Annotated in this window: 19 protein-coding genes and 1 riboswitch; of the genes, 7 read left to right on the top strand and 12 right to left on the bottom strand. The window is 66.3% G+C overall.

What is annotated here, in order from left to right; genetic code table 11:
- Positions 1-95: 95 nt before the first annotated feature.
- Positions 96-2210, bottom strand: coding sequence for a TonB-dependent receptor (locus ACTZWT_RS20975; RefSeq protein WP_444771615.1), 2115 nt, complete (start codon positions 2208-2210; stop codon positions 96-98).
- 110 nt (positions 2211-2320) lie between these two features.
- A riboswitch (cobalamin riboswitch) is annotated at positions 2321-2523 on the bottom strand.
- Between the two features lie 132 nt (positions 2524-2655).
- Here ACTZWT_RS20975 and ACTZWT_RS20970 point away from each other — a divergent pair.
- From ACTZWT_RS20970 to ACTZWT_RS20960, 3 genes are all read left to right on the top strand, one after another.
- The gene (locus ACTZWT_RS20970) at positions 2656-3339 is read left to right on the top strand and encodes a DUF938 domain-containing protein (RefSeq protein ID WP_444771614.1); all 684 of its coding nucleotides are present in this window, start codon (positions 2656-2658) and stop codon (positions 3337-3339) included.
- 108 nt (positions 3340-3447) lie between these two features.
- Complete coding sequence (locus ACTZWT_RS20965) at positions 3448-4689, top strand: MFS transporter (RefSeq protein ID WP_444771613.1); 1242 nt, start codon at positions 3448-3450, stop codon at positions 4687-4689.
- Between the two features lie 87 nt (positions 4690-4776).
- Entirely contained in the window at positions 4777-5991 is a 1215-nt protein-coding gene (locus tag ACTZWT_RS20960) for an MFS transporter (protein WP_444771612.1), read from the top strand.
- 130 nt (positions 5992-6121) lie between these two features.
- On the opposite strand, the gene ACTZWT_RS20955 is transcribed toward ACTZWT_RS20960, so the two are convergent.
- Both ACTZWT_RS20955 and ACTZWT_RS20950 read right to left on the bottom strand, forming a co-directional pair.
- Entirely contained in the window at positions 6122-6625 is a 504-nt protein-coding gene (locus ACTZWT_RS20955; RefSeq protein WP_444771611.1) for a VOC family protein, read from the bottom strand.
- Between the two features lie 109 nt (positions 6626-6734).
- On the bottom strand, positions 6735-7280 hold the full coding sequence (locus ACTZWT_RS20950; RefSeq protein ID WP_444771610.1) for a carboxymuconolactone decarboxylase family protein: 546 nt from the start codon (positions 7278-7280) through the stop codon (positions 6735-6737).
- A gap of 160 nt (positions 7281-7440) precedes the next feature.
- On the opposite strand from ACTZWT_RS20950, the gene ACTZWT_RS20945 reads away from it, so the two are divergent.
- Positions 7441-8640, top strand: a complete 1200-nt coding sequence (locus ACTZWT_RS20945) for an acyl-CoA dehydrogenase family protein (RefSeq protein WP_444771609.1) — start codon at positions 7441-7443, stop codon at positions 8638-8640.
- A gap of 164 nt (positions 8641-8804) precedes the next feature.
- Positions 8805-9944 carry an acyl-CoA dehydrogenase family protein gene (locus ACTZWT_RS20940; RefSeq protein WP_444771608.1) on the top strand — a complete coding sequence of 380 codons (1140 nt, stop codon included), beginning with the start codon at positions 8805-8807 and terminating at the stop codon, positions 9942-9944.
- Positions 9945-10256: 312 nt separating this feature from the next.
- On the opposite strand, the gene ACTZWT_RS20935 is transcribed toward ACTZWT_RS20940, so the two are convergent.
- The 9 genes from ACTZWT_RS20935 to ACTZWT_RS20895 form a co-directional block, all read right to left on the bottom strand.
- Complete coding sequence (locus ACTZWT_RS20935) at positions 10257-11282, bottom strand: amino acid ABC transporter substrate-binding protein (RefSeq protein ID WP_444771607.1); 1026 nt, start codon at positions 11280-11282, stop codon at positions 10257-10259.
- A gap of 54 nt (positions 11283-11336) precedes the next feature.
- Entirely contained in the window at positions 11337-11930 is a 594-nt protein-coding gene (locus tag ACTZWT_RS20930; protein WP_444771606.1) for a L,D-transpeptidase, read from the bottom strand.
- Between the two features lie 42 nt (positions 11931-11972).
- On the bottom strand, positions 11973-12101 hold the full coding sequence (locus ACTZWT_RS20925; RefSeq protein WP_444771605.1) for a DUF2474 domain-containing protein: 129 nt from the start codon (positions 12099-12101) through the stop codon (positions 11973-11975).
- Between the two features lie 70 nt (positions 12102-12171).
- Positions 12172-13176, bottom strand: coding sequence for a cytochrome d ubiquinol oxidase subunit II (gene cydB, locus ACTZWT_RS20920; RefSeq protein ID WP_444771604.1), 1005 nt, complete (start codon positions 13174-13176; stop codon positions 12172-12174).
- Position 13177: 1 nt separating this feature from the next.
- On the bottom strand, positions 13178-14584 hold the full coding sequence (locus ACTZWT_RS20915; RefSeq protein WP_444771603.1) for a cytochrome ubiquinol oxidase subunit I: 1407 nt from the start codon (positions 14582-14584) through the stop codon (positions 13178-13180).
- 491 nt (positions 14585-15075) lie between these two features.
- Positions 15076-15687 (bottom strand): sigma-70 family RNA polymerase sigma factor, encoded by a 612-nt coding sequence (locus ACTZWT_RS20910; protein ID WP_444771602.1) that lies wholly within the window; start codon positions 15685-15687, stop codon positions 15076-15078.
- 350 nt (positions 15688-16037) lie between these two features.
- Entirely contained in the window at positions 16038-16781 is a 744-nt protein-coding gene (locus ACTZWT_RS20905) for a response regulator (RefSeq protein WP_444771601.1), read from the bottom strand.
- On the bottom strand, positions 16778-18514 hold the full coding sequence (locus tag ACTZWT_RS20900) for an ATP-binding response regulator (protein ID WP_444771600.1): 1737 nt from the start codon (positions 18512-18514) through the stop codon (positions 16778-16780). Before ACTZWT_RS20900 ends, ACTZWT_RS20905 begins: the two co-directional genes overlap by 4 nt.
- Complete coding sequence (locus ACTZWT_RS20895; protein ID WP_444771599.1) at positions 18484-20556, bottom strand: ATP-binding protein; 2073 nt, start codon at positions 20554-20556, stop codon at positions 18484-18486. Before ACTZWT_RS20895 ends, ACTZWT_RS20900 begins: the two co-directional genes overlap by 31 nt.
- A 212-nt stretch (positions 20557-20768) precedes the next feature.
- Between ACTZWT_RS20895 and ugpB the strand changes: the two genes are divergently transcribed.
- The gene (ugpB, locus tag ACTZWT_RS20890; protein ID WP_444771598.1) at positions 20769-22115 is read left to right on the top strand and encodes a sn-glycerol-3-phosphate ABC transporter substrate-binding protein UgpB; all 1347 of its coding nucleotides are present in this window, start codon (positions 20769-20771) and stop codon (positions 22113-22115) included.
- 123 nt (positions 22116-22238) lie between these two features.
- Positions 22239-22481, top strand: a complete 243-nt coding sequence (locus ACTZWT_RS20885; RefSeq protein WP_444771733.1) for a PilZ domain-containing protein — start codon at positions 22239-22241, stop codon at positions 22479-22481.
- The last annotated feature ends 365 nt before the right edge of the window (positions 22482-22846 follow it).

The raw sequence follows: 22846 nt of genomic DNA, 5'->3' as shown, positions 1-22846 counted from the left end.
GATTGGGAAGGGCGGGGTGTAGCACGAAAAAGGCCCCGGAACAGCCTTTGCTGCCGGGGCCTGTCATGCACGATGTGATGATGGGTGAGGTCGTGTCAGAACGTCACGCCGGCCTTGACGAGAAAGGTTCGGCCCGGCAGCGGATAGGCGCCGTAACGGCCGGGCGTGAAGCTGCTCGCGACCGCGTAATCGTAATATTGCGCGTCGAACAGGTTGATCACGCTGGCCGACCAGAAGAAGTGGTCATACGCGCCGCTCAGCTTGACATCGACCGTGCCGTTCGCCGGGATCTTGGTCTGCAGGTTGTTCTCGTCGCTGTCCATGTAGCGGCTGCTCCAGTAGCGGGCGGTCGCGTCGAACACGACGTATTTCTGCCAGACGTTCCAGGTCACGCCGGCATTCGCCGTATAGCGCGACACCAGCGGCACGTCGTTGCCGGAGAACGGGCCCTCGCGGAACGTCGCGCGGGTGTAGGCGGCGCCGCCGCGCAGCAGCAGCGTATCGCTGACGCGGAACGAGGCGCTGGTCTCGCCGCCGTAGCGCCGGGTCGGGTCGAGATTGGTGTTGTGGAAATTGACCGGGTCGTAATGAATCTCGTTGGTGAGATCCATATTGTAGGCGCTGGTCTGCATCTCGAACGGGCCCGACTTGACGCGGAAGCCGGCTTCGAAATCGACCGAGGTCTGGGTCTTCAGCGCGAAGTTGCCCGGAATCGGATTGAAGAACGCGTCGTAGGACGGACCCGAGGAGACGCGCTCGTCGACAGTCGGGGTGCGGAACGCGCGTGCGGCGCGGGCGAACACGCTGAACACCTCGTTGAAGCGGTGGTCGAGGCCGATATGCAGCGCGTGCTGGGTTTCGGTGCTGCTGAGCGGCAGCGCCTGGGCTCCGCCGAAATAGCCGGGCGCCAGCGGGTTCAGCCGATCATTGGCCTCGACCTTGACGCTCTGCAGCCGGCCGCCATAGGACAGGTCGGTGGTCGACAGGATGCCGACGGTCTGCTGCCAGTAGCCCGCCAGCGTCTTCTGCGACAGGTTGTAGACGTGGACCGGCGGCGTGCTGCGATACTGGCCGCGGTCGGAATCGTAGGTCGCGTCGTAATAATCGAGGCCGGTCAGGATTTTCGACGGCAGCCCGAACATCGAATTCTTGATGCTCAGCCGCGGCGTGATCGACCAGGTCTGCAGATGCGCGTCGAACCAGCTCGCGCTGAAGCTCGACAGCGGCACATTGCCGAAATAGCCGGCCTGCTGCCGCTTGTCGCGGACGCCGCCGTCGACGATCAATTCGGCGCCGTCCCACATCGATTTGGTGAAGCCGGCGGTGATGTTGGCGCCCTGCTTGTCGCCGAAATCGAACGGCGTGTTGGTGCCGCGGCGATCGGTCTGGAGCTGGTTGACGCCGATCGAGGGATCGACCGTCCGCGAGCCGGGCAGGCCGAGATGCTGATTGTCGCCGGAGACGTTGACGAAGGCGCTGAGATCCGGCGTGGCATAGCGCAGCTCGCCGATCGCGTTGTTCTGTTCCAGCGCGTTGTTGGCGCGATAGCCGTTGGAGCGCACGCCGTTGGCGAACACCGAGGTCGACCACGGCCCGGAATTGTACGCCGCCGAAATCGACGCCAGCCGCTGGTTGAACGAGCCGAAGCCGCCTTCGGCGCGGAACGTCGCGGGCGGGCCTCCGGCGCCGGTCTTGGTGACGATGTTGATGACGCCGCCGACCGCGTTGTCGCCGTACAGCACCGCGCCGCTGCCGCCGCGGGTGATCTCGATGCGCTCGATCGACTGCAGCGGGATGCTCGACAGGTCGACGCCCTGCAGATCGAGGTCGTTGAGGCGGCGGCCGTTGACCAGGAACAGTGTGTTCGAGGTCGCGGTGGCGCCGAAGCCGCGCAGATCGATCGACGAGCCGGTGCCGTTGACGCCGCCATACAGCGTCCTGGTCTGCACGCCGGGCGTCTGCGCGATGATCTCCTGCACGGTCTGCGCCGGCGAATGCGCGATGTCGTCTGCGGTGATCACCGTGCTCGAGGTGCCGACGATGCCCTCATAGCTGCGGGTCGCGGTGACGTTGATGGCGGGCAGCGTATTGTCCTGCGCCGACGCCGGCGCGACGCTCGCGAACAGGCTGGACGCCAGAATGGTGGATGTCAGCAGCGCGCGCGAGCGCGCGGAATGATGCCGGGGAACGGCATCGAAACGGGACGGCATGGATGAAAACCTCGGTCGACGTTTGTGGCACGTCACAGCGAACGAGGTTTCATCGACTGCCTGCGCATCCGACGAAACCAATGCCTGCAATTCCCGACCGGCACTCTCGCGTGTGACCACGGATGACGGCAGGTCTCCTGGCTCGCGGGGTTACCTTCCGTCGCCTTCCCAGGACCGAGTTTCCCAGTGGCATTCCGACGAAAGTCGAACCGCTTACAGTTGCGGGAACAGCTGCGGAATTGGGTCTCCGAGGATACCCGCACCGCATTCCCTTTTGATCCCCCGAAGAGGAACCGTCGGTTGCAACTAAAAGTGTCAGAATGCGCAAAGTCAATTCGCCCTTGGCGGCGAAACGGCGCGCATGGTTTGTCGTCGCCGGATTGTTTCGCTATGTGGCTTGGAAGTGACAACGCGGCTTGAGGCAGATCAACGAGGAGCCGAACTGATGGCGGACTATGTGGTCGAGTTCGGCAAGGACGGCCGGCCGGTCGAGCCCGACGGCCGGCTCGACGCCGCCGCGTTTCATCGCAACCAGCAGGCGATCCGCGAGGTGCTGGGCCGGCTGCTGCACGGAACAACGGGCGACGTGCTCGAAGCCGGCAGCGGCACCGGCCAGCACGTCATGGCGTTCGCGCGCCAGCATCCCGAGATCACCTGGTGGCCGAGCGATCTTCATCCCCAGCATCTGATCAGCATCGCCGCCTGGCGCGCGCATGCCGGGCTCGGCAATGTGCGGCCGCCGCTGCGGATCGATCTGTCCGATCCGGCCTGGTGCGCGGAAATGACCGACGGGCGCGGGCCGGGTCCGCTGGCGGCGGTGTTCTGCGCCAATGTCGTGCACATCGCGCCGTGGCCGGTCGCGGAGGGGCTGTTCGCCGGCGCCGCGCGCACGCTGCGGCCGGACGGACGGCTGATCCTGTACGGGCCGTTCAAGCGCGACGGCCATCACACCGCGATCAGCAATGCGGTGTTCGACACCAGCCTGCGCTCCGCCAATCCCGAATGGGGCGTGCGGGACGTCGGCGAAATGCAGCAGCTCGCGGCCGGGCACGGGCTGACGCTGGCCGAAACCGTCGAGATGCCGGCCAACAATCTCGTCCTGTGCTTCTCCCGAAGCGGCGAAACCTGAGCGCTTCGCATAGGTTAGGCCCGGCCGCGGCGGTTGATCGCAGGCCGATGCGGCCTATGATGCGGCCCGATCCCGCGGCCGGGCCGCACACGAAGGGCGAAACGGCCAATGGTTGACGCGACCGCGATCGATGGACTCGTCGACGATGCGCGCGCGCGCTCCAATGTGGCGCGGCTTGCCGCGGCGCAGGCGCTGACCGGCGCCAATGCGGCGGTGATCTTCGCCACCGGCTCGATCATCGGCGCGCAGCTCGCGCCGGATCTGTCGCTCGCGACCGTGCCGATCTCGATGTATGTGGTCGGCCTCGCTGCCGGCACGCTACCGACCGGCGCGATCGCGCGCCGCTACGGCCGCCGCGCCTCCTTCATGATCGGCGCCGGCTGCGGCGCGTTTACCGGCCTGCTCGGCGCGCTGGCGATCCTGTACGGCTCGTTCGAGCTGTTCTGCGTCGCCACTTTCCTCGGCGGGCTTTATGGCGCGGTCTCGCAATCCTATCGCTTCGCCGCCGCCGACGGCGCCAGCGCCGCGTATCGCCCCAAGGCGGTGTCCTGGGTGATGGCCGGTGGCGTGTTCGCCGGCGTGCTCGGTCCGCAGCTGGTGCAGTGGACCATGGATGTCTGGCAGCCTTACCTGTTCGCCTTCAGCTATCTGGTACAGGCCGCGGTCGCGCTGATCGCGATGGCGGTGCTGTGGCGCGTCGATGCGCCGAAGCCGCAGCCGGCCGATTTCGCCGGCGGCCGGCCGCTGCTCGAGATCGTGCGGCAGCCGCGCTTCATCGCCGCGGCGATGTGCGGCGCGATCGCCTATCCGATGATGAATCTGGTGATGACCTCCGCCCCGCTGGCGATGCAGATGTGCGGGCTGCCGATCAGCGATTCCAATTTCGGCCTGCAATGGCACATCGTGGCGATGTACGCGCCGAGCTTCTTCACCGGCTCGCTGATCGCGAAGTTCGGCGCGCCGCGGGTGGTCGCGCTCGGGCTGGCGCTCGAGGCCGCGGGCGCGTCGATCGGCCTGATGGGGATCACCGCCCCGCATTTCTGGGCGACGCTGTTCGTGATCGGGGTCGGCTGGAATTTCGCCTTCGTCGGCGCCTCGGCGCTGGTGCTGGAGACCCACCAGCCGAGCGAAAAGAACAAGGTGCAGGCGTTCAACGATTTCGTGGTGTTCGGCATGATGGCGCTGGGCTCGTTCGGGTCCGGGCAGTTGCTCGCTAATTATGGCTGGGCCACCGTCAACATGACGGTGTTCCCGCCGGTGTTGCTCGGCCTCGTCGTGCTCGCGATCACCGGCTGGTCGCGAAAACGGGTGGCGGCGGCCGCTGCCGCCGTGCCAGATCGCGGCATCTGATCGCGAACAAGACAACGATCCGGCCGTCCGAGCCGGACGCAGGGGGACGCCGATGCCGTCGCGTGCGACGAAGGCCGGTCGCCGCGGATGGTGAACCTTCCGCTGCGCGACGAGAGCTCGATCCATTATGAGGGCTGGCGGATCGTCGCGATGTGCTTTGCCGTCGCGACCTTCGGCTGGGCGCTCGGCTTCTACGGCCAGAGCGTCTATCTCGCCGAACTCACCCGCCTGCACGGCTGGCCGTCGTCGCTGATCGCGACCGCGACGACGTTCTTCTATCTCGGCGGCGCGCTGCTGGTCGCCTTCGTCGGCGACGTCATTCGCGTGATCGGCCCGCGCGCCTGTCTGCTCGGCGGCATCGCCGCGATGGCGCTCGGCACCGCGCTGCTCGGCCGGATCGATGCGGTCTGGCAGCTCTACGCCGTCTATGTGTTGCTCGCGGTCGGTTGGGCCGGCACCAGCCTCGGCGCCATCACCAGCACGCTCGGGCTGTGGTTCGACCAGCGCCGCGGCATGGCGATCAGCCTGGCGCTGAACGGCGCCAGCTTCGGCGGCATCGCCGGCGTGCCGCTGCTGGTCGCGGCGATCGGGCATTTCGGATTTGCCGACGCGACGCTGGCGGCGGCGATCGCCGGGGTATTGCTGATGCCGGTGGTGGCGATCGTCGTCGGCCGCCCGCCATTGCGCATCGCGGACGATCCGGCCGGGCCGGGTGCGGTGAAGGCGTTGTCATCGGGCGCGATCCGCCGCGATGCGTTCCGCGACATTGCGTTCCTCACCGTCACTATCGCGTTCGCCCTGGTGCTGTTCGCGCAGGTCGGCTTCATCGTGCACCTGATCGCCTATCTCGACCCGCTGATCGGCCGCGAGCACGCCGCAGCCGCGGTGGCGCTGCTGACCACGATGGCGGTGGTCGGCCGCGTCTCGCTGTCGACCGTGATCGACCGGCTCGACCAGCGGCTGGTGTCGGCGATCTCGTTTCTGAGCCAGGCGGCGGCGCTGGCGATCCTGATTCTGTCGCGCGATGGAACGTTGCTGCTGGCCGCCTGCGCGTTGTTCGGCTTCTCGGTCGGCAATCTGATCACGCTGCCGGCGCTGATCGTGCAGCGCGAATTCGCGGCAGGCTCGTTCGGCGTGCTGATCAGCCTCGTCACCGCGATCAATCAGGTGACCTATGCGTTCGGCCCCGGCGTGATAGGCCTCGTCCGCGACGTCTCCGGCAGCTACACGGTTCCGTTCGCGGGCTGCATCGTGCTGCAACTGATCGCCGCAGCGCTGGTGATGGTGCGTGGCCGCCGCTGAAACCCTTGCGTTCGTCATTCCGGGGCGCTCACGAAGTGAGCGAACCCGGAATCCCGAGGTGGTTCAGCACGGCGGATGAACAGCTCTGGATTCCGGGTTCGCGCTGCGCGCGCCCCGGAATGACGGTGTGCTAGCCAATTCGCGCGCGCAGCAGATCGTCGAGGTCGAGCCGGCGCGTGAACATCGCCAGCGCGCCGTCGGGGCTGCGCGGCCATTCCGCCTCGGGCCGGTCGCGATACAATTCGACGCCGTTCTCGTCGGGATCGCGCAGATACAGCGCCTCGCTGACGCCGTGGTCGCTAGCGCCGTCGAGCGTGATGCCGGCCTGCAGCACGCGGTGCAGCGCGTCGGCCAGCGCCGCGCGGGTCGGATACAGGATCGCGGTGTGAAACAGCCCGGTCGTGCCCGGCGGCGGCGGCGAGCCGCCTTTGCTTTCCCAGGTGTTCAGGCCGATGTGATGGTGATAACCGCCGGCCGAAATGAAGGCCGCCTGGTCGCCCATCCGCTGCATCACCGCAAAGCCGAGCACGTCGCAATAGAAGCCGAGCGCGCGATCGAGATCGGCGACTTTCAGGTGGACATGGCCGATCCTTGTGCCGGACGGGATGGATGTCGCTGCTTCATCAGATGGCATGGCGCGGCTCCTTCACGGACGACATCGCCGGGCTCGACCCGGCGATCCATCCGATATGAGAAGGATGGATGCGCGGGTCAAGCCCGCGCATGACGTTCGTACTTGTTGCTTACGCCAGTTCCGACACCTCGCCATCGGGCAGCGGAAATTCGTAGGCGTTCAGCGTCATCGACACCATCGTGTAGTAGCCGCACAGGCCGATGATCTCGACCAGGCCGCGCTCGCCGAGCAATTGCGTCGCCTCGTCGTAGAGCGGCTGCGGCAGTCCCCGGGCCTCGTGCAGCGACCGCGCGACGTCGTAGACCACGCGCGCCTTCGGATCGTCGAAACGCGGCGTTCGCCGATCCCTGATGGCCTCGATGATCGCCGGATCGAGCCCGCCGTCGAGCGCCATCTTCTTGTGCGCGTACCATTCGAAATGCGCCGTCCAGTGCCGCGCGGTGACGAGGATCGCCAGTTCCGACAGCGCCGGCGGAAACGACGTGTCATAGCGCAGGACGGCGCCGAGCCTGGTCGCGTGCCGCGCCATGTCGGGGCTCGCCAGCCACGCCATCATCGGCGGCGGCGGGCTGCCGCGCTTGCTGGCGATCGACTCGTCGTAGATCGCCCGCTGGTCGTCGGTCATTTCGCCAGGCGAAAGAAGTTGCAGCCGCATGCTCGGTGCCTCTCGTTGCTTTGTCGACCCCTAGCACATCGACGCGGGATCGCGTCACAGCGCCGCCGATCCAGATGTTGAATTTCGCCCCGCGCCGGCTAAGGTCGCGGCCAACAAGAGCAACCGATCGCGCTCGCGATCGCCGGATGGAAACACGCCGATGTCAGACGCCGCCTCCCCCGATCTCGACCAATTCCGCAGCGACACCCGCGCCTGGCTCGAAGCCAATTGCCCGGCCGAGATGCGCACGCCGATGCAGGGCGACGAGGACAATTTCTGGGGCGGCCGCAACGCCAAATTCGCCTCCGACGCGCAGAAGGTCTGGTTCGAGCGGATGCGCGACAAGGGCTGGACCGTGCCGGACTGGCCGACGCAATATGGCGGCGGCGGGCTCGATCCCGCGCAGGCCAAGGTGCTGCGCGAAGAAATGGCCGCGATCGGCGCGCGTTCGCCGCTGTCGTCGTTCGGCATCTGGATGCTCGGGCCGGCACTTTTGAAATATGGCAACGAGGCGCAGAAGGCCGAGCATCTGCCGAAAATTGCGCGCGGCGAAATCCGCTGGTGCCAGGGCTATTCCGAGCCGAATGCCGGCTCCGACCTCGCCTCGCTGCAGACCCGCGCCGTGCCCGACGGCGACGACTTCATCATCAACGGCTCGAAGATCTGGACCAGCTACGCCAATTACGCCGACTGGATCTTCTGCCTGGTGCGGACCGATGCCAGCGCCAAGAAGCACGACGGCATCAGCTTCATCCTGTTCGACATGACTTCGCCCGGCGTCACGACCAAGCCGATCCTGCTGATCTCCGGCAAGTCGCCGTTCTGCGAGACCTTCTTCGACAACGTCCGGGTGCCGCAATCGCATGTGGTCGGCACCGTCAATCGTGGCTGGGACGTGGCGAAATATCTGCTGCAGCACGAGCGCGCGATGATCTCCGGCATGGGCGGCCGCGACGGCGGCCGGCCGCTCGGTCAGGTCGCAGCCGATTCGCTCGGCACCGACGCTCAAGGCAGGCTCGACGATCCGATGCTGCGCGGCCAGATCGCGGCGTTCGATATCGACGAGGCGGCGCTCGCCTGCGCGGCGGAGCGCGCGGTCGATCTCGCCAAGGCAGGTCAGCTTCATCCGGCGTTCTCCTCGGCGATGAAGTACTACGGCACCGAGCTGAACAAGCGCCGCCACGAGATCCTGATGTCGTCCGGTGGCATCGACGCGCTGGAATGGGAGAGCGAGCGCTCCAACGACGGCGCCCGCGCCCGCGCCTGGCTGCGCACCAAGGCCAACTCGATCGAAGGCGGCACCAGCGAAGTCATGCTCGGCATCGTCGCCAAACGCATCCTCGATCTGCCGGGGGCTTAAGTACGCCCTCTCCCCGTCATTCCGGGGCGCGCGCAGCGCGAACCCGGAATCCATAACCACCGCAGGGAGTATGGATTCCGGGTCTGCGCCCCGAGGGGCGCATCCCGGAATGACGAACTCTAAAGTTTTGCATCTCATCTGATATCTGATCGGGACTTTTCACCATGGCACTCGTCCTCACCGAAGAACAAACCATGCTGCGCGATTCGGCGCGCGGGCTGATCGGCGACACTGCGCCGGTCGCGCATTTCCGCAAGCTGCGCGACGAGCGCGACGCCACCGGCTTCTCCCGCGATCTCTGGAAGAGTTTCGCCGAGATGGGCTTCGCCGGCCTGTTGGTGCCGGAAGAATTCGGCGGCTCCGGGCTCGGCTGCGTTGAGGCCGGCGTGGTGATGGAGGAGATCGGCCGCAATCTGACGCCGTCGCCGTTTCTCGCGACCGCCGTGCTCGCGGCCTCGGCGATTGCCCGCGGCGGCTCGGACGCGCAGAAGAAGGCGTATCTGCCGAAGATAGCCGATGGTTCGCTGATCGCGGCGCTGGCGGTCGATGAAGCCGCCAAGCATCGCCCGTCGAAGATCGCGCTGACCGCGACCCGCGCCGGCAACGGCTTCAAACTCAGCGGCGCCAAGGCGCTGGTGGTGGATGGCCATGTCGCCGACCTGTTGATCGTCGCCGCGCGCAGCGCCGGCCAGCCGGGCGACGCCGACGGGCTGACGCTGTTTCTGGTCGATCCCAAGGCGAAAGGCGTTTCGATCGAGCGCACCATCATGGTCGACGCCCATAACGCGGCGCGGATCAGCTTCGACGAGGTCGAAGTGAATGCCGATCAGGTGCTCGGCGAGGTCGATCGCGGGGCGGCGCTGCTCGACACGGTGCTGAACATCGGCCGCGCCGCAGTCGCGGCCGAAATGCTCGGCGTCGCCGACGAGGCGTTCGGCCGCACCGTGGCGTATCTGAAAGAGCGCAAGCAGTTCGGCAAATTGATCGGCGAATTCCAGGCGCTGCAACACCGCGCCGCACATCTCTACACCGAGATCGAGATCGTCCGCGCCGCGGTGCTGAAGGCGCTGCAGGCGGTCGATGCCGATCCGGCGCAGGCCGGCTTCGCCGTCTCGGTCGCCAAGGCCAAGGCCGGCACGGTGACGACGCTCGCGGTGCAGGAAGGCGTGCAGATGCACGGCGGCATGGGCATGACCGACCAGTTCGACATCGGCCTGTTCATGAAGCGCGCCCGCGTCCTGCAGGAGCTGTTCGGCGACGCCAACTACCACGCCGAGATGCTGGCGGAGTGGAAGAAGTACTGAGGGCATTTCTGGTTTCCGTCGCCCTTCGAGGCGCGCAAGAGCGCGCACCTCAGGGTGACGGAAACCACCGCAATCGCTTCATCACCACACGCACATCACCACGCGAACGCCGCCGCACGCACAACGTCATCCTGAGGTGCGCGCCGTCTTCGGCGCGCCTCGAAGGATGGGCCACACAGCCGTCATCCCCGCCCACAATCGTCATCCCCGCGCATGCGGGGATCCAGTATCCTGGAGACTTCGTTGCTGATCGCCGACGCTCTGGAATACGGGATCGCCCGCCTGCGCGGGCGATGACGGCGTGTTGTGTCGCTACCTGATCGGCGGCGCGTACTGGATGCCGCCGGCGCTCCAGAGCTGGTTCATGCCGCGCGGGATGCCGAGCTTGCCGACGTTGCGGTCGTAGACCTCGCCGTAGTTGCCGACGTGGCGGATGATCCGCGCCGCCCAGTCCTTGCCGAGGCCGAGCTCTTCGCCATAGGCGCCCTCGGTGCCGACCAGCCGCATCACGTCCGGCTTCTTCGATTTCAGCGCCTCGTCGATATTCGCCGAGGTGACGCCGAGCTCCTCGGCGTTGATCATCGCGTACAGCGACCATTTCACGATCATCATCCATTCGTCGTCGCGCTGGCGGACCACCGGCGCGAGCGGCTCCTTGGAGATCAGATCCGGCAGGATGACGTGGTCGCCCGGTTTGGCGAGCGTCTGGCGCAGCGCATAAAGCTGCGAGGCGTCGGCCGTGAAGGTGTCGCACTGCCCGCTGTTGTAGGCGGCGACGACCTCGTCCAACTTGCCGAACTTGACCTCCTGATACTTCATGTTGTTGGCGCGGAAGTAGTCGGCGAGGTTGAGCAGCGTCGTGGTGCCATCCTGGACGCAGACCTTGCTGCCGTCGAGCTCGAGCGCGGTCTCGACCTTGCGCGAGGCCGGCACCATGAAGCCCTCGCCGTCGTAATAGGCGACCGCCGGGAAGTACAATCCGTACCCCGCCTCGCGCGACATGCTCCAGGTCGAATTGCGCGACAGGATGTCGACCTTGCGGCTCTGCAGTTCCTTGAAGCGCTCGTTGGCGTCGAGCGCGACGAACTTCACCTTGCTCGGATCGTCGAAGATCGCCGCCGCCACCGCGCGGCAGAAATCGACGTCGAAGCCGCTCCAGTTGCCCTTGTCGTCCGGCGTCGCGAAGCCCGGCAGGCCCTTGTTGACGCCGCACAGCACGGCGTCGCGCCGGATCGTGCGCTTCAGCGTTTTGGTGTCGTAGCGCTCATAGGTGACGGCGGCGGCGGCGACAACGGCGGCGACGCCGAGGCCGATCAGAAGGCCCTTGCGAAATGACATCGAGAACGTCTCTCTGATTCAGATGAATGTTGAATGCAGGCCGGGCGGCGGGGACTACAGCGAGGGCCTCTGCCGCACCACGACCTTGGTGCCGACCGGGACGCGCTCGTAGAGGTCGGCGACGTCGGCGTTGACCAGCCGGAAGCAGCCCGACGAGATCGCGGTGCCGATGGTGTCGGGGCGGTTGGTGCCGTGGATACGGTACACGGTCGAGCCGAGATACATCGCGCGGGCGCCGAGCGGATTGCCCGGCCCGCCCGCCATGAAGCGCGGCAGATAGGGCTGGCGCTGGATCATTTCCGGCGGCGGCACCCAGTCCGGCCATTCCGCCTTGCGCGAGATCTTCAGCAGGCCCTGCCACTGGAAGCCTTCGCGGCCCACGCCGATTCCGTACCGTAGCGCGCGATTGTTGCCCTGGACCAAATAGAGGTAGCGCTCGGAGGTCTGCACCACGATCGTGCCCGGCGGCTCGCTGGTACGGAAGAACACCATCTGCTTGCGCAATTCCGGCGGCAGCTCGAAATCGTCATTGGCGATCAGTCCGGGCTCGTCGCCGACGTCCGGTTGCTGCGCATGGCCCGGCGCAGCGAGCAGCAGCAACGACGCGGCGAATGCGAGCCGGCCGAACAGACGTGACATTCCGATCATCGATACCCCTCCCGACGCTGTCGCGCCGGGCTATGTATCATGTCAGCCCGGCGCGATCCACAGCCGCAGGATCATCGACACCAGCACGACCGCGCCGACGCCGCCGAGCCAGAGCGCTGCGAACCATAGCAACCGTCGCCACAGCGGGGTGGAAGGTTCAAAATCGGACATCGGCGGTCGCCAAATCCTGTTCGCGCATGATCTCTTCCGAAGACCGGTCGGCCCTTTTCGGGATCATGCCCTAGTGGTAGCCGCTCTCGGGGTCGACCTTGCCGCGAAACACCCAATAGGCCCAGGCGGTGTAAGCGAGGATGATCGGCACCAGGATGGCGACGCCGACCAGCATGAACAGCTGGCTGTTCTCGGGCGCCGCCGCCTGCCAGATGGTGATGCTGCGCGGCACCACATAGGGCCAGATGCTGATGCCGAGCCCGGCATAGGACAGCGCGAACAGGCACAGCGTCAGCAGGAACGGCTGGTAGTCCCGGCGCAGGGTCAGCGCCCGCAGCAACAGCGCGGTGACGATCGCGACGGCGAGCGGCACCTGCGCGGTGGCGAGCACGTTCGGCCAGGCGAACCACCGCTCCGAATAATCGTAGCTCAGGAACGGCGTCGCGGCGCTGACGGCGGCGATCGCGATCAGCATCGCGAGCAGCAGCCAGCGGCCCAATCGATAGGCCGCGTTGCGCAGCTCGCCGGTGGTCTTCATCACCAGCCAGGTCGCGCCGAGCATCGCGTAGCCGGTCACCAGCGCCAGCCCGGTCAGCACGCTGAACGGCGTCAGCCAGTCCCACCAGCCGCCCGCATAGCCGCGGCCTTCCACGGCGACGCCCTGCAGCAGCGCGCCGAGCGCCACGCCCTGCGCCAGCGTCGCGATCAGCGAGCCGCCGAAAAAGGCCATGTCCCAGCGGTTGCGCTCGCGCTGGCTGCGCCAGCGGAATTCGAACGCGACGCCGCGAAACACCAGGCCGAGCAGCATCGCGATGATCGGCGTGTACAGCGCCGGCATCAGCACCGCATAGGCCAGCGGGAACGCTGCGAACAGGCCGCCGCCGCCGAGCACCAGCCAGGTCTCGTTGCCGTCCCAGACCGGGGCGACGCTGTTCATGATGACGTCGCGGTCGCGCTTCTGCCGAAACAGCGGAAACAGGATGCCGAGACCGAGGTCGAAGCCGTCCATCACCACATAGACGAACACCGCGAATGCGATGATGAAGGCCCAGATGGTTGCGAGATCGTAATCCATGTCAGCTGAACCTGCGGGTGGAGATCGCGGGCGCCGGCGTGATGCCGGCGGCGCGCGACGGGGTTTCGCCGCGCGGGCCTTCCTCGCCGTGATGCGGCGGGTGCGCCATCAGCCGCAGGATGTAGACGGTGCCTGCGATGAACACGGCGAAATACACGATCACGAAGGCGATCAGCGACCACGCCACCGCGGGCGCGGCGAGCGGCGAGACCGAATCCACGGTGCGCAGCAGGCCGAACACGGTGAACGGCTGCCGCCCGGTTTCGGTGGTGACCCAGCCGGCCAGCACCGCGACGAAACCGGCCGGCCCCATCGCCAGCGCAAACAGATGGGTCGGCCGCGAGTCGTACAGCCGTCCGCGCCAGCGCACCCACAGGCCGAGGAATCCGAGCGCGGCCATCAGCAGGCCGAGACCGACCATGACCCGGAACGACCAGAACGTGATCGGCACCGGCGGCCAGTCTTCACGCGGCACGGTGTCGAGGCCGGCGAGCGGCGCGTCGAGCGAGTGCTTGAGGATCAGCGACGACAGTTTCGGGATTTCCAGCGCATAGCGCACCACCGCGGCGTCCTGGTCCGGCAGGCCGAACAGGATGAATGGCGCGCCGTCGGGGTGGCTCTGGTAGTGCCCCTCCATCGCCATCACTTTTGCCGGCTGATGCTCGAGCGTATTCAGACCATGTAGATCGCCCGCGAAGATCTGGATGGGGGCGACGATCGTCAGCATCCACATCGCCATCGAGAACATCATCCGCGCGCCCGGCTGCCGCGAATTCTTCAGCAGATGATAGGCGCCGACCGCACCGACCACGAGTGACGTGGTGAGGTAGGCGGCGAGCACCATGTGGACGAGGCGATAGGGAAACGACGGATTGAAGATCAGCTTCCACCAGTCGGTCGCGATGAACTGGCCGTCGGCGTTGACCGCGTAGCCGGCCGGCGTGTGCATCCAGGAATTCGCCGACAGGATCCAGAACGCCGACATCAGCGTGCCGATCGCCACCATCAGCGTCGCGACGAAATGCAGCTTTGGGCCGACCCGTTTGAGGCCGAACAGCATCACGCCGAGGAATCCCGCTTCGAGGAAGAACGCGGTCAGCACCTCGTAGGCCATCAACGGGCCGAGCACCGGCCCGGTTTTGTCGGAGAACACCGACCAGTTGGTGCCGAACTGGTACGACATCACGATGCCGGACACGACGCCCATGCCGAAGGCGATCGCGAAGATCTTCATCCAGTAATTGAACAGGTTGATGAAGACCTCGCGCCCGGTCCACAGCCACAGCGCTTCGAGCACCGCCAGAAAGCTCGCCAGGCCGATCGAGAAGGCGGGGAAGATGATGTGGAACGAAACCGTGAAGGCGAACTGCAGGCGCGCCAGAACTACGGGATCAAGAGTTTCGAACATGGGGACCGATCCGCGACCGTGACGAGCGGACAACGCGAGGTCGTCCGAAATGATCCTATCGCCGTGGCGTGACGATTCCCAAGGGTTAGCCGATGACAAAGCCGCGATGCGCTAGGCCATATTGTCCTAGTGGTGCCTGGGTGGCGCCTGCGTGGTCGCGACGTCGCGCGTCGCCCGTTCAGAAAAGCAAAACCCGGGCGGGGGGCATCCCGTCCGGGTCGCTGGAGGTCTGCGATGGTGACGCAACCTGGAGAAGCTGCTTTCGAAATTCTGGCGCCGGTCATTGTCCGGTGCTGACGGGATCAATCTAGCGCCGAAATCTTTCCGGCTGATGTCATCTATTGTTTCAATTGTGTCATTGGCGGTTCAGCCGTTCGATCGTCGCCTGCGACAGGCATAACATTGCCGGCCGCCCGGGTGAATTGCGCCAAAAAAGATCTTCTCTAAACAATTGATCGAGCGCGGCAGCGCGCGGTGGTGCCGCTGCCGGATCAGGCGGCCATGGTTTCGACGCCATGGCTCTTGAGCAACTCGGCAAGCTGCTTGCGGGCGTAGAACATCCGCGTCTTCACCGTGCTCTGCGGGATGCCGATCAGGCGGCCGACCTCTTCGACCGACTTTTCGTGGTAGTAGACGAGGTGGATGATCTCGCGATGCGCCGGCGACAGCTTGGCGATGCAGGTACGGAGAATGTCGCTGGTGCGGCTGCGGTCGAGCGCGGCTTCGGGCGTGTCGGCGCTGTCGGGAATCTCCAGCACGTCGTCCTGGTCGATGTCTTCGTGCTGGCGCTGGCGAAGCGCGGTGAGCGCCTTGAAGCGCGCGATCGACAGCAGCCAGGTCGAGACCTGGGCGCGGCCTTCGAACTGCCGGGCGGTGCGCCAGACGTCGAGAAACACCTGGCTGACAAGATCTTCCGCCGCCGCGGCGTCGCGCACCATGCGCAGGATGAAGCGATAGACCCGCACATTGTGACGGGAATAGAGGGTATGCATCGAGGTCCGGTCGCCGGCCGCAATATTGGCCAGCAGCATCTCATCGGTCGTAGCCCGCGCGGCGATAATGCCCTGGCGGCCCGCATCGTTGATCGCAATGACGTTGTGCATGAATGGCTCCCGTTATCCGCCGCGCTCCCCCGCGGCGTCGTTGGGAGCTTTACTAGTCAGGCAGCATTTCAGGACGTCTGCGCGAACCGCTGAAAATGGTTTCGTGACTAGGAGAAATGTTTCGTCGCAACTGTGGCAACGAAATATTGGGACAAAAACGGGTTTGATTTCAAGGACGCGGTTGTGTGGCTGCGGCCACAATCAACCTCCATCCGGCGCCGCCGCCGCGCAGCGGCGGCCTCCCGGGATGGGCCGCAAGTGCGTGCCGCGGCCCCCTTCGACGCTCGCCCCTGCGGGCCAGCGCTTCTGGATGATGAAGCGGATCGGGGGATCGCCGTCGCGGCGCGCGGTCAGGGGCGCTCGGCTGCCGGGGAGAACAAATAGCCTCCCCCGCGAATCGTCCGGATGACGGCCGGTTTCGTCGGATCGGGTTCGATCTTGCGCCGGATCCGCATGATCCGCAGGTCCACGGCGCGGTCGAACGCCTCGGCGTCGCGGGCGTTGGCGAGTTCCAGCAGCCGTTCGCGCGAGAGAACCCGCTTGGGATTGGCCGCGAACACCTTCAGCAGGCCGAATTCGGACGCCGTCAGCGGGTGTTCGTTGCCGTCGTCGTCGCGCAGCGCCTGGGCTTCGAGGTCGAGCCATTTGGTGCCGAACCGCACCAGCTGCTCGGGGGCGGGCTTGCCCGCGGCCACGGCGGTCGCGGTGGCAGCGGTCGGCCGGGGCGCCGCCCGGCGCAGCACCGAGCGGATCCGCGCCATCAGCTCGCGCAGCTCGCACGGCTTGGCGACGTAGTCGTCGGCGCCGAGCTCGAGGCCGACCACGCGGTCGATCGGACTGGCGGTCGCCGTCAGCATGATCACCGGCACGTTGGTCTTGGCCTTGAGGTCGCGGATGATCGACAGGCCGTCCTCTTCGGGCATGTTGAGGTCGAGCACGACGAGATCGGGGACCTTGGTTTCGATCTCGGCGCGCAGGCTCTTGCCGCCGTCGCACAGCGTCACGACGAAGCCGTGCATGCGCAGATAGTCGCCGACCATTTCGCGGGCCGGGGCTTCGTCGTCGACGACGATGATGTGCGGGCTCTGGCTCATGATGTGGTCGATGCCGGCAGGGTGATGGTGAAGGTCGCGCCCTGGCCGGGACCCGGGCTGTGGGCGCCGACATTGCCGCCGTGCATGTCGATGATCTTCTTGACGATCGACAGGCCGAGCCCGGTCGAGCTCTCGCCGGCGGTCGGCTTGGCGGAGAGGCGCTGGAATCGGCCGAACAGCCGGCTGAGGTCCTCCGGCGACAGGCCGGCGCCCTCATCGGTGACGCGGACGATGGTGTTGGCATCGTCGCCGTCGACCTGCAGCGCGATGTTTCCGCCGATCGGACTGTATTTGATGGCGTTGCTCACCAGATTGTCGATCGCCTCGCGCACCCGGTCGGCGTCGCACATCGTCATCCGGGCGGTGGGGATCGAGACCGAGATCGCCTGCTGCTTGTTCTGCGCCATCGGCCGGTTGGCCTCGGCGACCTCTGCGACCAGCGCCGCGAGATCGACCGCTTCGCGCCGGATCGAAATATCGAAGGCGTCGGCCATGGCATCGGAGATCAGATGGTCGACCATCGAGGTCAGCCGCCGCGTCGCCTCGCGGATGTGATCGACCTGGGCGATGACGTTTTCCTTCGGCGAGTCGGCGCCGATCAGTTCGGTCAGCATTTCGGTGCGGCCGAGGATGACGCCGAGCGGATTCTTCAGGTCGTGGGCGACGGTGCCGAGAATCTCGTTCTTGAAGGCGTTGGCGCGCTGCAGCCGCATCCATTGCGTCGACAGCCGGCGATTGGCCTGGGTCAGCGCGCGGGTGCGCTGCGCGACCCGGTCCTCGAGCTGGGTGTTGGCCTCGTGGAGCTGCTTGTACAGGATCACATTGTCGAATGCGATCGACAGCCGGCTGCCGAAGATCTCGACCAGCGAGCGGTCGGTTTCCGAGAGTTCGCATTCGGCCTGCAGCAGCAGCACCACCTCGCGGCCGCTGCCGGTCCGGACATAGAGCACGGTGCGATGGTCGGCGAATTCGTGCTTGCGGCGCCGGAACGCCTCCTCGACCATCTGCCGCAGATCGTGATCGAGCGCCCGGGGCCCGGCCGATCCGATGAAACGGCTGTAGCAGCCGGATCCGGCCAGCACCGAAAAGTCGTCGCCGGCGTCGCGCAGCACCAGGATTCCGGCGCAGTCGACATTGAGCAGCGATGCGATCTGGGTCAGTACGCCCTCGGCCAGCCGCTGCATCGACTTGAAATCGTACAGCGTCGACGCGGCGTCGATGATGATCTCGAGGCCGCGCCGCGTCTGCACCATCCGCTCCAGCTGCTGATAGCTGCGCAGCGCGGCGGTCAGCGACGTGAACAGCTTGTCGGCGGTGAGTTCGGTCTTGGCCTTGTAGTCGTTGATGTCGTAGTCGACGATCACCCGGCGCTCCGGCGCCTGGCCGGGCTGGCCGGTGCGCAGGATGATGCGGACGGTCTCGTTCTGGATCTCGTTGCGGATGAATTCGACCAGATCGAGCCCTGCGGCGTCGGTCTCCATGATGACGTCGAGCAGCACCGCGGCGATGTCGGGATTGGTCCGCATCAGCTCGCGGCCCTCGGCGCCCGAATAGGCCGAGAGGATTTCCAGGGTCTGGCCGTTGAGGTTGTAGTCGCTGAGCGCGAAGCGGGTGCCCTCGTGGACGGCGGGATCGTCGTCGATCACCGCGATCTTCCACCGCTTGGCGTTCGACGGCTCGGGCCCCGGCTCGGTATCTTCGATCAGCTGGAGGATATCGTCCTGGTCGGCCATTGCACATTTCCGTCGATGGGCGTGTCGGCGTCGGTCGAGCCGCCGGTGGCGGTGCGGGGCATGATAATGCGAAAAGTCGTGCCTTGTCCCAGCCTTGATTCCAGCATCATCCGGCCGCCGAGCTGCTGGGTGACCAGATTGTAAACAATGTGCAGCCCGAGCCCGGTGCCGCCTTCGTTGCGGCGGGTGGTGAAGAACGGGTCGAACGCCTGGCGCTGGACGTCCGGGGTCATGCCGGCGCCGTTGTCGGCGAACACGATCTCAACGTCGTCGCCGCGCGGCCGCGCGGTGATCGCGATCCTGCCGGCGCGACCGTCGGCGAAGGCGTGGTTGGCGGCGTTCAGGAACAGGTTGGTCAGGATCTGGCCATAGGCGCCCGGATAGCCGTCGATCACCAGCCCGTCGGGCACGTCGATGGCGAGTTCGATCGGCGCCCGCTTCAGCACCGGCTTGAGGCTGGCGACGATCTGGTCGGTGGCCTCGTGCAGATTGAACTGCCGGCGTTCGGCATGGGAACGGTCGACCGCGACCTGTTTGAACGACTGGATCAGTTCGGCGGCGCGCTGCAGATTGGCGACGAGCTGCTGCGCGGCGTCGCGGGAGGAGCGGACGAATTCGTCGAGCTGCGACCGCCGCAGCGGCGCGTCGCCTTTCAGCTCGGCCTCGAACATCGTCGCCTTGCGGCTGAAGCTCGACGCCACCGTCAGGCTGATTCCGATCGGATTGTTGACCTCGTGGGCGACGCCGGCGACCAGCCCGCCGAGCGCGGCCAGCCGTTCGGCGTCGATCAAATTCTGCTGCGCGGCATTGAGCTCGAACAGCGCGCTTTCGGCCTTTTCCTTGGACGCGCGCAGATCGTCCTCCGCCCGGCGCTTGTCGATGGCGTTCTCGCGGAACACCTCGACCGCGCGCGCCATTGCGCCGACCTCGTCGCGGGCGTCGGTGCCGGCGACGCGGCGGCCGTAGTCGCCGGAGGTGATGGCGTGCATCGCCGCCAGGATCTGTTGCAGTGGCAGCCGGATGCTGAGCACGATCACGGTGCCGGCGATCATGATCACGCCGATGAAGATCACCGCGATCCACAGCACCTTGCGCGAGATGCTGGCGAGCGTCCGGTCGAACGTCTCCTGCGCCTTCTGCTCGCGCTGGCGCATCTTCACCGAGAGCGCGTCGATCGCCCCGATGGTCGAGGCCTGGCTGGCGTCGATCGCGTTGCGCAACAGGTCGCTACGGCTCGCGAGCTGATCCGACAGGGTCTGCAGCCCGTCGCGCAGGGCGGCGACGCGGACTTTCAGCCGTTGCAGCGCCATCTTCTGCAGATCGTTGTCGGCGAATTCGATCATCACCGGCACGGTGCGCTCGATCGTCTCGGTGTTGCGGCGGGCGTCCTCGGCGGCTTCCTTGGACAGCGACAGGTAGTACGAATTGGCCGCCACCAGCATCGCCGTGAATGCCTCGCGCGACCGGCCGAGCGGCGGCCAGATCGCCGCATCGCGCCGCCCGGTCGCACCCTCGATGATCGAATACAGCCCGGCGATGTCGCGCGCCGGCCCCTGCACCTGGTTTTCGTAAGTGTCCTTGATCTTGCCCTGCAGCGCGCGCAGATCGCCGAAGCCGTTGAGGAATCGCTCGGTCACCCGTTCGAGTTCGGCGACCGAGCCCGACAGGATCGGATCGGTCGAGGCGCGGGTAGTGAGGGTGCCGAGCACCGCCTCGCGCAGCAGCAGGATCTCCGCGAACAGGTCGGGGCTCGGCTGGTTGATGTAGCGGTGGATCAGGTTCTGCAGGCGGCTGGTCTCGCTCTCGAGCAGCGCCAGGATATTGTCGGATTTGCGGACCTGGCGGACGTCGTCCCAGGCCGAACTCAACACCCGCGCGCCGCTCCAGATCATGCTGGCGAGGATCAGCACCACCAGCGAATTCAGCGCGGCGATCGACAGGATGCGCCAGCGGATCGGGACCGCACGGACCAGGCCGACGATCCCGGCGCGGCTCGCAAGGCTCGCCTGCGGATCGCTGCTGTTGTCCTGATGCGGGTTCACCGGGGCCAACTCAGTCGGCCTTGCGGATGAGGATCGCGGCGCTGTGGGAGCCGACAGCACAGGATGAAAGGGCGACGAACGCCGATCCGATCACGGCGGCGGCTGCGCTGGGCATCGCGGCTCGACTGGACAGCGGCAAGTTCGATCCCATAAGGTTGTGCCCCACGACCGGGGCCGGAGAGTCCCGCCAATCTAGCAGACTGGCATAGGAAATGGCTATCGGGAGTGATCGGCGGTGGGGACGAGCCAGGATCCCGCTGATTTCCGCAATCGTTCTGCTTGTAATCGCCGTGGGCAACGCCCCCGCCCGGGCGGCGACCGAAATCGCATGGTGGCACGCGATGTCCGGCCAGCTCGGCCGGCAGCTCGAAAAGCTGGCCGCGGACTTCAACGCTTCGCAAACCGATTACCGCGTGGTGCCCACCTACAAGGGCAACTACACTGAAACGGTGACCGCTTCGATCTTCGCCTTCCGCTCGTCGAGCCAGCCGGCGATCGTGCAGGTCAACGAGATCGCGACCGCGACCATGATGGCGGCGAAGGGCGCGGTGTATCCGGTCTACGAGCTGATGCGCGACGAAAAGGAGGCGTTCTCCGCGGCCGAATACCTTCCCGCGGTGACCGGCTACTATACCGATCTGGCCGGCAACATGCTGTCGTTTCCGTTCAACGCGTCGACGCCGATGCTGTACTACAACAAGTCGATGTTCAGAAAAGCCGGACTCGATCCCGAGGCGCCGCCGGGCACTTGGCCGGAGGTCGGCGCTGCGGCGAAGCGGCTGGTCGCCGCCGGCGCGCCTTGCGGATTCACGACGTCGTGGCCGTCCTGGATCAATGTCGAGAATTTCTCCGCCTATCACAATCTTCCGCTCGCGACCCGGTCCAATGGCCTCGGCGGGATGGACGCGGTGCTGGTGTTCAACAATCCCGTCCTGGTCCGCCACATCGCCGAACTGTCGGAATGGCAGAAGACCAGGGTGTTCGACTATGGCGGCCGCGCCACCGCCGCGGAGCCGCGGTTTCAGCAGGGCGACTGCGGCATCTTCATAGGCTCGTCGGCGACCCGCGCCGATATCGTCGCCAATTCCAGATTCGATGTCGGCTACGGACGGCTGCCGCACTGGCCGGACGTCGCCGGCGCGCCGCAGAACACCATCATCGGCGGCGCGACGCTGTGGGTGCTGCGCGGCCGTCCGGCGCTTGAATACAAAGGCGTCGCCAGGTTCTTCGCCTATCTGTCGCGGGCCGAGGTGCAGGCCGCCTGGCATCAGAACACGGGCTATCTGCCGGTGACGCGGGCGGCCTACGAACTGACGCGCGCGCAGGGGTTCTACGACCGCAATCCCGGCACGGCGATCTCGATCGAGCAGATGACGCGCAAGCCGCCGACAGAGCATTCGCGCGGGCTTCGGCTCGGTTCGTTCGTTCTGATCCGCGACGTCATCGACGACGAACTGGAGCAGGCGTTCAGCGGCAGGAAATCCGCGCAGGCCGCGATGGACTCCGCAGTCGAGCGAGGCAACAAGCTGCTGCGTCAGTTCGAGCGCACCCAGCCATGAGCGGGATCGGGTGGGCGCATCCGCCGATCGCAGGGCGCGGAGATGGTCCGCGTCGCATGGTATTGCTTCGCTGCGAAATCGCATCAGCGTGACAGCGGGACTGGCATCGAACAGATGGAAGATATGGTGGACGAGAAACGCAGATATCCTCGCAGCGACGTCGAGGAGCCGGCTCATGTGTCCTTCAGCGGCACCAGCCTCACCTGCCTGGTGCGCAACATCTCCGCCGAAGGGGCGGCCATCGACGTCGACAATGCCGCCTATATTCCGGAGCGGTTCCGGCTGGTGATGTCCGTCGGAGAAGTGCGCAACTGCCGGCTGATCTGGATCAAGCAGAACAGGATCGGGGTGACGTTCGAGACGTAAGGGCGAAGTGATTGGTGAAGTCAGCTCCCCCATTCCGCAGCGCGCGCCCGCTTGCGCTTGCGAGAGAGGGTTGGGGAGAGGGCGCAGCGAGTCGTCCCCGCGCAGGCGGGGACCCATAACCCCTGGCTTCCCGAGCGAAGCAAGGCCGCTGCCACAGAGCTTCAAACCGGGATGCTGCGGCGTATGGGTCCCCGCCTTCGCGGGGACGACAGCGGATAGGCTTGGTCCAAACCGCTCATCGACCTCGCAACCTGCACTATAATTCTTGCCTTCGCCGCATCCTGAATTATGCTGCCGTCAGGTTCGGGACCAAGGGCGCCCGGTCGGCCGCGGTGATCGCCGCGTCCGGACGAGAAGCGCCTCGG

It is taken from the genome of Rhodopseudomonas sp. NSM (genome assembly GCF_052445935.1).
Classification (GTDB): domain Bacteria; phylum Pseudomonadota; class Alphaproteobacteria; order Rhizobiales; family Xanthobacteraceae; genus Rhodopseudomonas.
This window is presented reverse-complemented; position numbering and strand designations above follow the sequence as displayed.

What these genes read in the sequence shown, in the direction of transcription:
- ACTZWT_RS20975 (WP_444771615.1), bottom strand. Translation starts at nt 2,210, where the DNA reads ATGCCGTCCCGTTTCGATGCCGTTCCCCGGCATCATTCCGCGCGCTCG.
- ACTZWT_RS20970 (WP_444771614.1), top strand. Translation starts at nt 2,656, where the DNA reads ATGGCGGACTATGTGGTCGAGTTCGGCAAGGACGGCCGGCCGGTCGAG.
- ACTZWT_RS20965 (WP_444771613.1), top strand. Translation starts at nt 3,448, where the DNA reads ATGGTTGACGCGACCGCGATCGATGGACTCGTCGACGATGCGCGCGCG.
- ACTZWT_RS20960 (WP_444771612.1), top strand. Translation starts at nt 4,777, where the DNA reads ATGGTGAACCTTCCGCTGCGCGACGAGAGCTCGATCCATTATGAGGGC.
- ACTZWT_RS20955 (WP_444771611.1), bottom strand. Translation starts at nt 6,625, where the DNA reads ATGCCATCTGATGAAGCAGCGACATCCATCCCGTCCGGCACAAGGATC.
- ACTZWT_RS20950 (WP_444771610.1), bottom strand. Translation starts at nt 7,280, where the DNA reads ATGCGGCTGCAACTTCTTTCGCCTGGCGAAATGACCGACGACCAGCGG.
- ACTZWT_RS20945 (WP_444771609.1), top strand. Translation starts at nt 7,441, where the DNA reads ATGTCAGACGCCGCCTCCCCCGATCTCGACCAATTCCGCAGCGACACC.
- ACTZWT_RS20940 (WP_444771608.1), top strand. Translation starts at nt 8,805, where the DNA reads ATGGCACTCGTCCTCACCGAAGAACAAACCATGCTGCGCGATTCGGCG.
- ACTZWT_RS20935 (WP_444771607.1), bottom strand. Translation starts at nt 11,282, where the DNA reads ATGTCATTTCGCAAGGGCCTTCTGATCGGCCTCGGCGTCGCCGCCGTT.
- ACTZWT_RS20930 (WP_444771606.1), bottom strand. Translation starts at nt 11,930, where the DNA reads ATGATCGGAATGTCACGTCTGTTCGGCCGGCTCGCATTCGCCGCGTCG.
- ACTZWT_RS20925 (WP_444771605.1), bottom strand. Translation starts at nt 12,101, where the DNA reads ATGTCCGATTTTGAACCTTCCACCCCGCTGTGGCGACGGTTGCTATGG.
- cydB (WP_444771604.1), bottom strand. Translation starts at nt 13,176, where the DNA reads ATGGATTACGATCTCGCAACCATCTGGGCCTTCATCATCGCATTCGCG.
- ACTZWT_RS20915 (WP_444771603.1), bottom strand. Translation starts at nt 14,584, where the DNA reads ATGTTCGAAACTCTTGATCCCGTAGTTCTGGCGCGCCTGCAGTTCGCC.
- ACTZWT_RS20910 (WP_444771602.1), bottom strand. Translation starts at nt 15,687, where the DNA reads ATGCACAACGTCATTGCGATCAACGATGCGGGCCGCCAGGGCATTATC.
- ACTZWT_RS20905 (WP_444771601.1), bottom strand. Translation starts at nt 16,781, where the DNA reads ATGAGCCAGAGCCCGCACATCATCGTCGTCGACGACGAAGCCCCGGCC.
- ACTZWT_RS20900 (WP_444771600.1), bottom strand. Translation starts at nt 18,514, where the DNA reads ATGGCCGACCAGGACGATATCCTCCAGCTGATCGAAGATACCGAGCCG.
- ugpB (WP_444771598.1), top strand. Translation starts at nt 20,769, where the DNA reads ATGGCTATCGGGAGTGATCGGCGGTGGGGACGAGCCAGGATCCCGCTG.
- ACTZWT_RS20885 (WP_444771733.1), top strand. Translation starts at nt 22,239, where the DNA reads ATGGTGGACGAGAAACGCAGATATCCTCGCAGCGACGTCGAGGAGCCG.